This is a genomic window from Nesterenkonia marinintestina (assembly GCF_025420485.1).
GTDB classification, from domain to species: Bacteria; Actinomycetota; Actinomycetes; order Actinomycetales; family Micrococcaceae; genus Nesterenkonia; species Nesterenkonia marinintestina.
In genome coordinates this window covers 21,527-33,282 of sequence record NZ_JAOEFD010000017.1, presented here as the reverse complement: position 1 = coordinate 33,282, position 11,756 = coordinate 21,527, and the positions used below count along the sequence as shown (strand labels likewise).

Below are 11,756 nucleotides of genomic sequence, written 5' to 3'. Positions count from 1 at the left end.
GTAGACCGCCTGTCCTCTGAATTCGGCATACATGACTGCGACCGGGACTGCAGTGTCGTGGAGAAGATTAAGCGAATCGGCGAATCCTGGATTCACATGACGGGATTCTCCGGAGCAAGCCGGGCTCGTACCACCTACGGGTTAAGGCGGCCCCATTGTTCGTCATGCAGCTCGGGATACGGCAGCTCTGTCCTGTGACGAAGGTGTACCCACGGATCTGCGGAGAAGATGGGCCCCAGCGCAGTGTCAACATCCCAGAAGAACAAGGCTCCGATCGGCCCGACCTGTAGCTCTGCACATATTGCAGTGAGCGGCCCTTCGCTCGGCTCCGTCGGCGAGTTCATGGCGTTGGCGTAGAGAAAGATCCCGTGATCTCCGATTTGTCGGAAGTGGTCGTGCAAAGCGAAGTCCCGGTACAGGAGCAGACTAGCGTTAGGCATGCCCTGGGCCCCATTCATAAACTCGATGATCTGCTGAGGCACCTCGAAGCCCATCGAGGCAATACGACAAGCGAAGTTCTTCATGAAGTACCGGGCCAGGTTCCCCGGCCCCTGTGCGTCTGAAGAATAGATCTCCTCCATCGAGAACTCGGCGAGGTTCCGAAACCTCTCAGCACCTTCGCAGATGAATGTGAAGAACGCCGAGTAGGCGTCGTCTAAGGGCTGACTGCGCGCGGAATTGCAGTCGCGGCATAGCACGTGAGGGAAAAGTACCGCTTTCGCGCCGGGTCCCTGAAGTCTCGTTGGGCGCTCACCCGCGTCAAGCCATAGCGAGGGAGAGTCTTGAAACATCCACCGTAGGTCGCTCGCCTTGAAGCGGTGCTCTTTAGAGTCCGCCCGCTGCCCGCACCACCAGCAGCATCTGTCTTCTGAAGAGCTTGTACCCATGGCCTTACTCTAGAGATTTCGACGACCGGATACGTCAGGGCACGAGACCTCCAAGAGCGGCCACCCCTGAGGATTACGACAAGTTAGTGAGACAGACCGTGTCCCGTCGAAATGTCACTCCCCATGTCAGCGGCTCTCACGTGTGACAGGATCCGCGGGGTCCTACAGCAGGGGACTTCTGACATCAGAAGTTCAACAGCCGACTGCACAACTCCCGGATTCAAGCGCCTGGCCATGCAGTCGCCTTCTGAAACTGACACATGTCGGGAGTGGGTGTGTCCGGTCGAGGTTGGTCTACCGGGACGTGCTCGACCGTGGGCCTGGAGTCTGCCGACCCGAGAACACTGTCATCACCGAGGCCCATATGTACAAATGTCGATTTGTGCTATGCTGATGCTCTGTCGATAAGGGGGTTTCCATGGCAGCCGAAGCCGCTGATGGTCTGGATCAGGCGCTGCGCGCTCTGGCGGATGCGAACCGTCGAGCGATCCTTGCAGTGGTTCGCTCCCGTCCGCGATCGGTAGGAGAGATCGCTGGGTCGGTCGGACTGTCGCAGCAGACGACCTCTCATCACCTGAAGGTGCTGCGCGAGGCAGGTCTCGCGCGCAGCACCCGCGAGGGCACGCGCCACCTGTTCGCGGTGGAGACCGACGGGTTAGAAGCTGTGCGGGCGTATTTGGACGAGTTCTGGCCCACGAAGTTGGCCGACCTTAAGGCGGCCGTTGAGTCATGGAAGGGTCAGACCGATGACTGAGTTCACGACCTCGATCGAGATCGCGGCCACTCCAGAAGACGTCTTCGAGTACCTGGTGAGCGAATCAGGAATGACTGCCTGGATGGGACAGCATGCCACACTCACCCCCGAGCGCGGGGGCGACTTCGCGGTGGACATCGCGGGTCACGCAATCCGAGGCAAGTATCTCGACGTGGACCGACCACGCCGAGTCGTCATGTCCTGGGGCGTGGCAGGCAGTACCGACTTGCCCCCAGGCTCATCGACAGTGGCATTCGAGCTCACTGCGATCCCGAGCGGCACTCGCGTGGAGCTGGTGCACTCGAACCTGCCGGATGCCCAGCTCACTGGTCACGCCGATGGATGGGGGCACTTCTTGCCGCGGCTGAGCATCGCTGCCGCCGGAGGCGACGCCGGTGAGGATCACTGGAGGCCGACCTAGCCGTGCACCGCCCGTCACCGACCGACATCGAAGGAGCCCTCATGACACTGGAAACTGACACGGCCGCGCTTGACATCGTGCTGGAGTATCACCGCGCGTGGACCGGCGGAAACATTGACCAAGCCATGACACAGGTGTCCGACGACATCGTCTGCCACGCACCCGGAGAGACCCTGACCGGCAAGGAAGCCTGGCGCGACTACCTGAGGGGATTCGCCCCGAACCTGACAGGGCTGACCCACGTGGCGCACTTCGCCGACGACGGCCACGTGGCGCTGTTCTATTACCCACAGACCGCAGCGACCAACACAGCACTGGCCGCCGAGAACTTCACTGTCCGCGAAGGCAAGATCGTCAAGCTCATGCTGGTCTTCGACCGGCTCTCTTACGCTCAGCCCGATCAGACGGCGTAGGAGCAAGCCCATGAACGACCTTGCTCCGCTGATCGATCGAGTCCGAACAGCACTGGCGTCCGAACCCTCGATGCGCGAAGTGCGAATGTTCGGCGGGTTGTCCTTCATGGTCAACGAGAAGATGGTCGTCGCCGTGGGCCGCGAAGGCGACCTTCTGGTCCGCATCGACCCGAAACAGAACCAAGAGTTCCTCGAACGCCCCGGCACCGTACAGGCCGAGATGGGAGCTGGGCGCTCCATGGGGCCCGGGTGGGTCCACGTCCATAAGGAAGCCCTCACCACCGAGGACGACCTTGCCTTTTGGGTCAGCGTCGCTTTGGAACACAATGCACCAGCGCGGGGAGGCTCGCAATGAGCACGTTCCAAGGCTTTCCTCCCGAGCTGTTCACCTTCTTCGAAGGCCTCAGTGAGGACAACAGCAAGGATTATTGGAACGCCAACAAGACGATCTGGCAAGAGCAGGTGCGGGAACCTATGCTGACACTGCTCAACGAACTGGCCGCTGAGTTCGAAACTATGCGGATGTTCCGGCCTAACCGGGATCTGCGCTTCTCCAAGGACAAGTCGCCCTACAAGCTGTGGACGGGCGCGACCAGCGAAGCCCGAGCGGTCGGTGGCATCGGCTACTACCTGGAGGTATCTGCTGCTGGCATGGTCATCGGCTACGGCGCGATGGCGATGGCCCGCGACCAGTGCCAGCGGTTCCGAGGTGCAATCGATGAGGAGACCAGTGGCCGCGAGTTCGAGAAGCTTCGCGCCGAACTCACCCGCCGGGAGCTCCCCATCACCTCAGGCATCGAGTCGCCATTGAAGAGAACACCTTCCGGATACCCCTCGTTGCACCCGCGCGCCGAGCTACTGCGCTGGAAGGGTGCCGCCGTCGTTCAGCAATAAGAACAGGCCGAGTGGATGCACACCCCCGTGGTCCTCGACAAGATCCGCACGATCTGGAAGGGAACCCAGCCACTCAAGGACTGGCTCGATCGGCACGTCGGCCCAATAGATGAGCCGCTCATACCCACGCGTGATCGATCGAGACTGTAGCGGCATCGCTGACGACCAAAGACTCAACCGCCGACGGCGCGATTGCATTAGGCGTTCTTTCACCACCCTGCCGAAAGAAGGAGACGACATGACGATCCTCAGCCAAAGAGCACCATCTGTGCTTGAGGCCTACTACGAAATTCTCACGAGCGGAATCGAAAAATACGGCGACGGAAGTGCCCTCTCGCCACTGCTGATGGAGGACTTCGATTTCGAAGGCCCCATAGCCGGACACGAGGTGGGATCGTCCCTCTTCCTGGAGGGAGTAAGAGGTTTCATCGCCAACGTCAACAGAATTGACTTGGTCCAAGAGGTCCACGACACCGACGGCTCGGCCGTCATCTACGACGCGCACATGCCAGAAGGCATCGTGCGACTGACAGAGTTCTTCCGTTTCACCAACGGCCGTATCCAACGGCTGCGACTGTTATACGACCCTGCCGATTACCTAGCCAAAGGCGGGGCATAACTCCATCGACCACGCCGTGATCGAACTCTTGCATGCAGACCTCTGAGATCACCCGTCGGGACCGCTGTCGCATGACGCGACCACTCCGCCTCTGCTGCCGGGATTTTCACATAGTGGTCCACTACCTACGGTCCGGCCCCGGAACGCGGAGTGACCCGTGCCGGTGAACGATCGATGAGCGGAACGTGTTCTTCAGTGCGGTCGACCGCAGATCGCGACGAAGGTCAGCCCGCTGCTGCCGGCCCGAAGTTGTCTTGTGGACTCGACCGTCACTGCGATGAAAAGACTTGGCTGAAGCGGAACGGATTCTTCGTCAACGAAGGCCCAGCCCTCACCGGAGACGATGAAGTAGAGGTCCTCGACGCCGTCGTTGAGGTGGTCGTGGCGTACGGTTTCTGCCTTCGGAGGCAACTCAACTGTATAGACCTCGAAGGCTTTGATGCCGAGGGCTTCGCTCACCCGCTTATCGAACGGGCTCGCCGCAGGATGTGGGCCCGGCTCCGCAGCCACCGCCGCTGGATCAACGATGGGGCTGGTGCAGGAACAGGTGACAGTTCATTCTTAGGCCGCCAGGGCGAGGGCTTGTTCCAATAGGTGGGCTTCAAACTGTACCGGGGTCATCGGCCCCAGTTCCTGTTGCTTCCTCCTTCGGTGATAGGTCTTCTCGATCCAGGTGACGATCTTCATCCGCAGCTGCTGGCGGGTGGCCCAGACCTCACGGTCGAGCACGTTGTTCTGCAGCAGCGAGTAGAACGACTCCATCGCCGCGTTGTCCCCAGCAGCACCAACCCGGCCCATGGAGCCGATCAGTCCGTGCTGCTCCAGTGCCCGGGTGACTTTCTTCGCTCGAAATCGCGACCCACGATCCGAGTGAAGAATGCATCCAGCCACATTGGCGGCCCCACGGCGGGTCACAGCGTTGTTGATCGCCCGCACCGCCAACGAGGACTTCATCCGCGAGTCGATCGCATAGCCGACGATCCTGCGTGAGCAGACGTCCTTGATCGCGCACAGATACAGCTTGCCCTCAGCGGTGTGGTGCTCGGTGATATCGGTCAGCCAGACCTGGTTGGGGGCATCCGCATGGAAGTTCCGCCTCACCCGGTCGTCATGGACTGGCGGGCCCGGGCGGGTCCCTTTGCCCCGGCGCTTGCGGCTGATCACCGAAGCCACCCCCTGAACGTTGCACAGCCGCCAGGCAGTCCGGGTGGCCATCCGGTAGCCGGCTTCCTCGGCCTCATCGGGGAGGTATCGATACCCGAACTCAGGATCTTCGGCATGGGCGTCGATCAGCGCGTTGAGCCGGTGGGCTTCCTGCCATTCGGCCTCAGTGATGGGGTTGGCCAGCCACCGGTAGTAGGGCTGGCGGGCGATCTTCAGTACCCGGCACGTCACCGCCACAGCAACACCATCGGTGGCAGCGAGATCACCTACGAGCGGGTAGAGCCTTTTGACGGCAGATTCGCCTGCGACAAGTAGGCCGCGGCCCGGTGCAGCACCAGGTTCTCCTGCTCCAACAGCCGGTTACGCCGGCGCAGCTCAGCCAGCTCGTCCTTCTGATCACTGGTGTGGCCCTCGCGTTCCCCGGCATCGGTGGCGTCTTGGCGCATCCAGTTCGTCAAGGAGGCGTCGCTGATCCCGAAATCAGCAGCGATCTGCTTCAGGCTCACGCCGGCCTCGCGGTTCTTCGCGACCGTGACGACATCCTCGCGGAACTCCTCCGGGTACTTTCCTGCCATAGGGACATCCTCTCCTACCCAGCACCCACGGCGCTAAACATCAGATGTCACCTATCCCTGCACCAGCCCCCTTCGTCGCAGGGATTGTCCTCTACTTCCGCGATATCGCCCGAGATCCTTTGGTTCACTCGAATAACCGCTGAATGAACACGAGTCCTTAACGCCTACGCTCGATCGCACTGAAAAGGGCACGGTAAGGGATCCCCTCGCGGAACGCGACGCGAGCCCCATCGACCATCGCCCGCTCCAACGTGCCACGGAGCGTCTGAAGAACCCTGCCATTTAGCAGACGAAGTCACATGCCGACACGCCCACTATGGCGTAGTCAAAACTCGTCCCGAAACTAGGCGTTCGTCACAACCCTTGTCGTACCGTTTTTGGTATCGGCAACGGCAGGAGCACAGGTGACGATCATCGGATATGCGCGAGTCAGTACCCGCGAGCAGAACCCCGAATCGCAGGAGGCCGAGTTGCGCGCTGCTGGCGCTGCACAAGTCTTCACCGATCACGGCGAGTCCTCCCGGATCGCGGATCGTCCGCAGTGGATCGCCTGTCAGGACTACCTACGCGAGGGCGACACCCTCATGGTCCGGGCGCTGGATCGCCTCGCAGGCGGCGAAGTCATGGCCCTACAGATTGTGCATGAGCTGGGGGAGCGGGGCATTCAGCTCAAATCCCTTACTGAGCCGGAGATAGACACCACCACACCGATGGGCCGCGCCCTGTTCGGCGTCGTGGCCGTTTTCGTGCAGCTCCGCGTAGACACCATCCGAGAGAACACCCGCAGGGGCCTTGCTCACGCCCGCGCGCAAGGCCGGATAGGTGGAAGGCCCACCGTCATGCCAGCAGAGCGTCTGAGAGCCGCTGAAGCGCTCAGGAGTCAGGGTCACACCCTCAGTGAGATAGCTCAGGCCCTAGGGGTGAGTCGGTCGAGCGTATGGCGTGCGCTGAACTCTCCCGGTAAGTAACCCTTGTGCTGCTCGATGGAACTCACAGCACCCACAGGCGCACCGCTACGCGGCGCGGCAGTGTTCCCCTCACCGCTGGCGCGGTGAGGGGTTCTTCTTTTCTTCGTTGATGTCCTTCGGATTGTAGGTCTGGGCGCCGCAGTCACAAACCCCGCCGCAAGCGGCGGGGTCAGCTACACCACTACACGGGACTTGACCGCTTGCCCACTGGATACCGCTGAGTGCTCGACTCCAGATCGGGCCGGCGGGGGTGCGCCTGAGGCTGGTCAGGTAGGTCCGCGCCCACATGTGAGTCAATGCCAGGATGAGCCGCAGCACTCCGACGATGATCAGGGTGATCGCGGCGAGCATGAACGGCAGCACGGGTTGCTCCATCGCGGGGGTCATCAGGTGCTCCTTACTCGTCCGTCAGCCTCTGGGGTGGGATGCGTCGGTGTGCTCAGTCTGTGGCGCAGTCACCGTCGGCGGGGTCTGCTGCTTGGTAGCCGTCTTGGTAGTCGTACTCGGAGACGACGGGGGCATCTGCGGTGGTGTCGATGGTGATCTGGTAGGTCCTGGGGTGGTCGGGTGTCGGGTCGGCGTCGGCGCTGATCCAGGCCCAGCAGACGGTGTGCTCAAAGGTGGTGGAGTCCTGTGTGTGGTCGATGATCGCGGCCTGGGTCACCCAGGGGTAGGAGGCGGCTTGGTCATCGGCAGCGGCGCGCCATTGCTGGGAGGTGATCGGGTTCTCTGGGGTGAACAGCCGATCGGCCAGGGCCTCGGTCATCAGGTCCTGGGCCCGGTGTTCTGAGTCGACGGGGTCGAGGTCTTCGGTGGTGTCCCAGGTGGAGACCACGGTGGCGAACTGAGTGGCCAGGTCTTCGGGGGTGTCCTCGGGAGTGTGTTCGTTGGTGACGGAGGGTGGGTCCATGGAGGCCAGGTCGTCGCTGGTGGGTGGTTCCTCGACGGTCAGGGCGGCGTCACCGGGTTCGATGGTCTCGACGATCTCGTAGTCTTCCGGGTCGTATCCGGCCTCATCCATCCACGCGGTGAAGTCCTCCCGGCCGGTCTGCGCGGTGTGCTGGGCCAGGTGCAGGTGAATGGCGAAGTCGTCGTTGCTCTCTTCGGGCAGGCCCTGGTAGGCGGAGAAGGTGTCTTGTTCTTCGGGCAGGTCCGAGAGGATCGGGTGCTCGTCGTGGGCGTCTTCGGCGTCTTCGAGGTACTGGCGGGTGCCCTCCTGCTCGGCGTCGTATCCGCCGCCGTCTTCCATGAGCTGGTCCATCGCCTCTGGGGTCTCAGGGTCCATCTGGAAGTCGATGGGGGTGGTCTGGTCTTCCTCGAGGGCGTAGGTGGCCTCGTGGTCTGCGAAGCCCTCAGCGGTGGCGGAGAGGGTGACCTGGTCGGAGCGGACGGTGTAGGTGTCGCCGTTGTCGTGGTCGACGGGGTCACCGTCGATGCGCAACTCCACCTCGGCAGGGACGTGGGTGACCAGGAAGTCGTGCTCAGCGTCGGTGCTCTGGGCCGGTGTCCCGGTGTCGGTGCGTAACAGGAACACCAGGCTCAGTGCTGCGATGACGAGGATCGCTGCGAGCAGAACCAGCAGATTGCGGGGTCGGTGGATGCGTCCGGTGGCCATCAGCTGTCCTCCTGGTCGTCCTGGTTACCCTGGTCGGTGTCGTGGGTGTTCTCATCCTCTGGGGAGGTGTCGGGGTCGGTGAGGCGTGCTGCGGTGTAGTCGCCGCGGAAGTCGGAGAGGAAGAATTTGTGGCCGGAGGGGGGTCGTTCTCCCAGGCTGGCTCCTTGGGCTCTGCCGTCGTCGCCGTCGTGGCGCTGGCCGGTGTAGAGGTAGATATGGCCGATACCTTCACCGGTGATGATGAGGATGTCTCCGGGTTCCAGCTCTCCCTCGGACTGCGGGGTGAAGGTGTCGTATTTCTCGGAGCTGGTGAGGTAGTCCATCTGGATGCTGGTCCCCCGGGCGGGGAACTCTGTGTCCAGCTCGGCGGTGTGCATCACTGTGGAGACGAAGAGGCCGCAGTCGGTGTAGAACGCGTGGCTGGGCTGCATCCCGTGGATCTGGACGGCGTCGACGTATTCGTCCTTGGATTCTTCGCGGCCGTGCTCAGCGGCGGTGGACCGGGGCAGGGTGACTTCTTCGTCCCAGGCCAGCTCGGCGGAGGCTTCCACAGCGTCGCCGGCGGGCACTGAGCTGCCGGCGTCGTCGCAGTAGGCCACCGAGTCTCCCTCGGTGGCGGCCATGATGTTGAGGACGTATTGATTGGTCCGGGGCCCGACCTCGGAGACCTGGTAATTGGCGGCTGCCACGTTGCCCTCCCCGGCGTGGTACCCGGCGATCGCCAGCTCCATCAGGTGCTCATCGTCTTGGGCGTCGTCTTCGAAGGTCTCCACGAAGTAGCCCATGTATCGGCCCTGGGCGGCGATCGCGTCCTGGGGGTCCCACACGTCGCCGCCCTCGCCCCACTGCGCCCAGGTGGCGGGAGTGAACTGGGCGATCCCCTGGGCGTTGGCTTCTGATTCGGCGTCGGGGTCCCAGTTCGACTCGTAGTAGACCTGGGCGGCCAGCAGGGACACCGGGAGTCCGGACTCGTTGGCCGCCCCGTGCAGGGCGTCCTCGTACTCCTGGGGCACCTGCAGCTCCTCTGGCATCTCCCCGTTCTGCGCGCTGCTGCCTTCCGGGGCTGCGCAGGCTCGTCCCTGCCCGCCCGTCTGCTCGGGGGACCAGGCAGTGGCCATGACCGCCAGCAGGCCCAGGGCCAGGGCTGCGGCGATGACGAAGGGGGCCAGCACACCGATGGACCCGCCGAGGACTTTGAGCATGATGCCCTTACCTGCGGTGGAGGCGATCCGTCCCATGAGTCTGGTGAGTCCTCTCAGCTGGTGGTCATAGCGGGATGGGTGGTGCTCAGCGGCTCAGTCCCCTGGCCACCGCGGCCCCGGCGCGCAGCCAGGCGCGCTGGGTGGCAGGAGCCAGTGCCGGATGAGAGATCGGTCCGGCCACCAGGGCGGAGTCGAACGGGATGGACACCACTTCGCGGGCGATCCGCTGGAAGTTCGCCACGGTCCGGTCGATCTCCATGGGTGAGGTGGTGGATTCGGCCTGGGAAACCACCACGACCGCGTTGTCGGCCAGTCGCTCGCCTCGCTCTGAGGTCCTGGCCAGGGTGTCCAGCATCAGGGCCCCGCCCTCGGCGTGGTCCTCGCGGGCGCTGGTGGCCACCACCAGCTGGTCGGCATGGTGGATCATCCGCTGCCAGACGGGGTCAGACTCGTCGTTGCCGGAGTCGATGAGGATCAGGCGGAAGAACTTCGCAGCCACCCGATGCACCGCGTCGACGTCCTCGGCGTGCAGCCGCTGTTCATCGGCCAGCACCGAGGGTTTCGAGCGCAGCACGTCGTACCGGTCATCGGAGTGATGGTGGGTGTAGTGGCTAAGGTCAGCGGCCTGTGCACCGGGGGTGAGCAGACGGTCGGTCTCGGGGAGCAGGTCCAGGATCGTCGCGTCGTGGGCGGCCTGCTGGGACCGCCAGCCCAGGGTGCCGCGGGTCTGGTTGGAGTCCCAGGCCAGGACCCCTCCCCCGCCGTATCGGGCGAAGACTGCTGCCAGGCTCAGAGTGGTCGGGGTCTTTCCGGCCCCACCCTTGGGGTTGGCTACCGCGATCGTGCGAGGGCCGGGCCAGTGCTGGGAGACCATGGACTTATCATCGCGTTCGGACTGCTCGTCCGCCCCGGGGGTCATCCTGATTCCCATCGATGACATGACACCGCGCCAGCCCTTCTGGGCAGGCTCTTCGTGGCGGTGCTGTGTCAGGAAGCTCGGCCGCTCGTCACGCTCTGCGCGCATGTCCCGCCTGGAGGCAGCTCCAGCGTGGGCCGTGGCAGTCTCGCCTGTGTGGTCACCGGTCTCGTCAGTGGCCTCGTCCTCCACGGGGCCCTCGCCTGATTCGGTGTCCCCAGGGGCCGTCTCGGTTGAGGGGGGCTCGACAGGGCGCGGGGACCTGTCCTCCTCGGACGGGACGCTGCGGGGGTCCTGAACCGGCTGGTGCCCGGTGATCCGGGCTTCGATGTCAGCGACGGTGATCTCCTCGTCGTCTGCTGGGCTCTCCGCGGAGTCGGCGGAGACGTCGACGGGGGCCTCGGGTGTCGGAGCCTTACGGATCCACTCTGAGATCTCGAAATCCGCGCTCGACCCGGTGGCTGCGGGGACACCGGGGGTGGTGGCCACACCGGCTCGCGCGGCGACGTGAGCGGCAGCGGTGACCGGGGCCTCTTCCTGCCCCATCGTCGTCTCGGCGTCGGTGTCGTCTACGTCGAAGAGGTCCGGGTCCAGTTCATCGAGGACACCGTGCTCTGCTCGACTGGTCAGGGTCTCGGCGTCGTCGGCGCGCACCGCCCCGGGCTCGAATCGCTGCTCGGGCACCCCGAGCAGCGACGAAGTGACCACGACACTCTTGCCGGTGGTCTCCATGGCCGAGTCGATGATCGGCAGCAGAGCGGAGAGCTTCACCGGTATCCACTTCTCCGTGCCGACCTCCCGGATCTGCCACGCGTGGTAGAGGAGCCGGTAGTCGGCCGGCCGGCCCAAAGGTTTGGCCAGCGCATGCAGGGCGGTCTCAGTGACCAGCCACTCGTCGCGGCTGAACAGTGCAGAGTTGCGGTGGGCATCGGCAAGAGTGACTAGCGGCGGGCCGCTGGCCACCTTGGCCCGCGCGTCCTTCCGGATCACCTGCAGCGCCCGGTCCATCGTGGCCGCATTGACCGTGGTGTCGGTGTCGTCGAGCACCATGACCTGCGCGGTTACCATGAACCGGATCTCACCCCCGGAGCGCTCAGCGTGGTCTGCGTGGTCTGCGGAGCGATCAGTCTGCTCAGGCATCGTCTTCCCTCAGCTTGTCGATAGGTATCCTGTCCCTGATGCTTCGACTCTCGGAACCCAAATGTGTGTCACCAGCAACCGGCCCGTTCCACGGGCTGGCCGGACAAGCGTCCCCGCCGGTGGACACCTGGGCACCAACACCACCGGACACCCCTAGTGGACACCCGCGATGTCCACCCGCGATGTCC

14 protein-coding genes are annotated in these 11,756 nt (G+C 63.8%); 7 read left to right on the top strand and 7 right to left on the bottom strand.

All coding sequences use genetic code 11. The features are described 5' to 3' along the window. Positions 1-134: 134 nt before the first annotated feature. On the bottom strand, positions 135-698 hold the full coding sequence (locus N7E59_RS11205) for a hypothetical protein (RefSeq protein ID WP_261625023.1): 564 nt from the start codon (positions 696-698) through the stop codon (positions 135-137). 607 nt (positions 699-1,305) lie between these two features. Here N7E59_RS11205 and N7E59_RS11200 point away from each other — a divergent pair. The 6 genes from N7E59_RS11200 (at position 1,306) to N7E59_RS11175 (ending at position 3,988) form a co-directional block, all read left to right on the top strand. Beyond that, complete coding sequence (locus tag N7E59_RS11200; protein ID WP_261625022.1) at positions 1,306-1,641, top strand: ArsR/SmtB family transcription factor; 336 nt, start codon at positions 1,306-1,308, stop codon at positions 1,639-1,641. After that, positions 1,634-2,062 (top strand): SRPBCC family protein, encoded by a 429-nt coding sequence (locus N7E59_RS11195; protein WP_261625021.1) that lies wholly within the window; start codon positions 1,634-1,636, stop codon positions 2,060-2,062. Before N7E59_RS11200 ends, N7E59_RS11195 begins: the two co-directional genes overlap by 8 nt. Before the next feature lie 41 nt (positions 2,063-2,103). Continuing rightward, the gene (locus tag N7E59_RS11190; RefSeq protein ID WP_261625020.1) at positions 2,104-2,475 is read left to right on the top strand and encodes a nuclear transport factor 2 family protein; all 372 of its coding nucleotides are present in this window, start codon (positions 2,104-2,106) and stop codon (positions 2,473-2,475) included. A gap of 10 nt (positions 2,476-2,485) precedes the next feature. Continuing rightward, positions 2,486-2,830: a TfoX/Sxy family protein gene (locus N7E59_RS11185; protein WP_261625019.1), complete on the top strand. Its 345-nt coding sequence runs from the start codon at positions 2,486-2,488 to the stop codon at positions 2,828-2,830. Then, positions 2,827-3,369: a DUF2461 domain-containing protein gene (locus tag N7E59_RS11180; protein ID WP_261625018.1), complete on the top strand. Its 543-nt coding sequence runs from the start codon at positions 2,827-2,829 to the stop codon at positions 3,367-3,369. Before N7E59_RS11185 ends, N7E59_RS11180 begins: the two co-directional genes overlap by 4 nt. Before the next feature lie 238 nt (positions 3,370-3,607). Then, the gene (locus tag N7E59_RS11175; protein ID WP_261625017.1) at positions 3,608-3,988 is read left to right on the top strand and encodes a nuclear transport factor 2 family protein; all 381 of its coding nucleotides are present in this window, start codon (positions 3,608-3,610) and stop codon (positions 3,986-3,988) included. A 192-nt stretch (positions 3,989-4,180) separates the two neighbouring features. Here the strand turns inward: N7E59_RS11175 and N7E59_RS11170 are convergent, their stop codons facing one another. Beyond that, a complete protein-coding gene (locus N7E59_RS11170; RefSeq protein ID WP_261625016.1) occupies positions 4,181-4,447 on the bottom strand; it encodes a hypothetical protein in 267 nt (88 codons plus the stop codon). A gap of 102 nt (positions 4,448-4,549) precedes the next feature. Further along, positions 4,550-5,727, bottom strand: a protein-coding gene (locus N7E59_RS11165) for an IS3 family transposase (RefSeq protein WP_261625015.1) whose coding sequence is annotated in 2 segments (ribosomal slippage) — positions 4,550-5,440 and positions 5,443-5,727 — 1,176 coding nt in all. Because the reading frame shifts where the segments join, the coding sequence is not laid out codon by codon here. A 404-nt stretch (positions 5,728-6,131) separates the two neighbouring features. Between N7E59_RS11165 and N7E59_RS11160 the strand changes: the two genes are divergently transcribed. Further along, positions 6,132-6,695: a recombinase family protein gene (locus tag N7E59_RS11160; protein ID WP_261625014.1), complete on the top strand. Its 564-nt coding sequence runs from the start codon at positions 6,132-6,134 to the stop codon at positions 6,693-6,695. A gap of 69 nt (positions 6,696-6,764) precedes the next feature. Here the strand turns inward: N7E59_RS11160 and N7E59_RS11155 are convergent, their stop codons facing one another. From N7E59_RS11155 to N7E59_RS11140, 4 genes are read right to left on the bottom strand one after another with little or no spacing between them, the layout of a single operon-like run. Then, positions 6,765-7,082 (bottom strand): hypothetical protein, encoded by a 318-nt coding sequence (locus N7E59_RS11155; RefSeq protein ID WP_261625013.1) that lies wholly within the window; start codon positions 7,080-7,082, stop codon positions 6,765-6,767. Positions 7,083-7,134: 52 nt separating this feature from the next. After that, entirely contained in the window at positions 7,135-8,310 is a 1,176-nt protein-coding gene (locus N7E59_RS11150; protein ID WP_261625012.1) for a hypothetical protein, read from the bottom strand. Further along, positions 8,310-9,548 carry a lytic transglycosylase domain-containing protein gene (locus N7E59_RS11145; protein WP_315943024.1) on the bottom strand — a complete coding sequence of 413 codons (1,239 nt, stop codon included), beginning with the start codon at positions 9,546-9,548 and terminating at the stop codon, positions 8,310-8,312. Before N7E59_RS11145 ends, N7E59_RS11150 begins: the two co-directional genes overlap by 1 nt. 49 nt (positions 9,549-9,597) lie before the next feature. Continuing rightward, complete coding sequence (locus N7E59_RS11140; protein WP_261625011.1) at positions 9,598-11,568, bottom strand: MinD/ParA family ATP-binding protein; 1,971 nt, start codon at positions 11,566-11,568, stop codon at positions 9,598-9,600. Positions 11,569-11,756 lie beyond the last annotated feature (188 nt).

Bases quoted from the DNA above. Each gene is read 5' to 3' on its own strand.
- N7E59_RS11145 (WP_315943024.1), bottom strand. From the start codon at position 9,548: ATGGGACGGATCGCCTCCACCGCAGGTAAGGGCATCATGCTCAAAGTC.
- N7E59_RS11195 (WP_261625021.1), top strand. From the start codon at position 1,634: ATGACTGAGTTCACGACCTCGATCGAGATCGCGGCCACTCCAGAAGAC.
- N7E59_RS11180 (WP_261625018.1), top strand. From the start codon at position 2,827: ATGAGCACGTTCCAAGGCTTTCCTCCCGAGCTGTTCACCTTCTTCGAA.
- N7E59_RS11150 (WP_261625012.1), bottom strand. From the start codon at position 8,310: ATGGCCACCGGACGCATCCACCGACCCCGCAATCTGCTGGTTCTGCTC.
- N7E59_RS11200 (WP_261625022.1), top strand. From the start codon at position 1,306: ATGGCAGCCGAAGCCGCTGATGGTCTGGATCAGGCGCTGCGCGCTCTG.
- N7E59_RS11185 (WP_261625019.1), top strand. From the start codon at position 2,486: ATGAACGACCTTGCTCCGCTGATCGATCGAGTCCGAACAGCACTGGCG.
- N7E59_RS11155 (WP_261625013.1), bottom strand. From the start codon at position 7,082: ATGACCCCCGCGATGGAGCAACCCGTGCTGCCGTTCATGCTCGCCGCG.
- N7E59_RS11175 (WP_261625017.1), top strand. From the start codon at position 3,608: ATGACGATCCTCAGCCAAAGAGCACCATCTGTGCTTGAGGCCTACTAC.
- N7E59_RS11140 (WP_261625011.1), bottom strand. From the start codon at position 11,568: ATGCCTGAGCAGACTGATCGCTCCGCAGACCACGCAGACCACGCTGAG.
- N7E59_RS11190 (WP_261625020.1), top strand. From the start codon at position 2,104: ATGACACTGGAAACTGACACGGCCGCGCTTGACATCGTGCTGGAGTAT.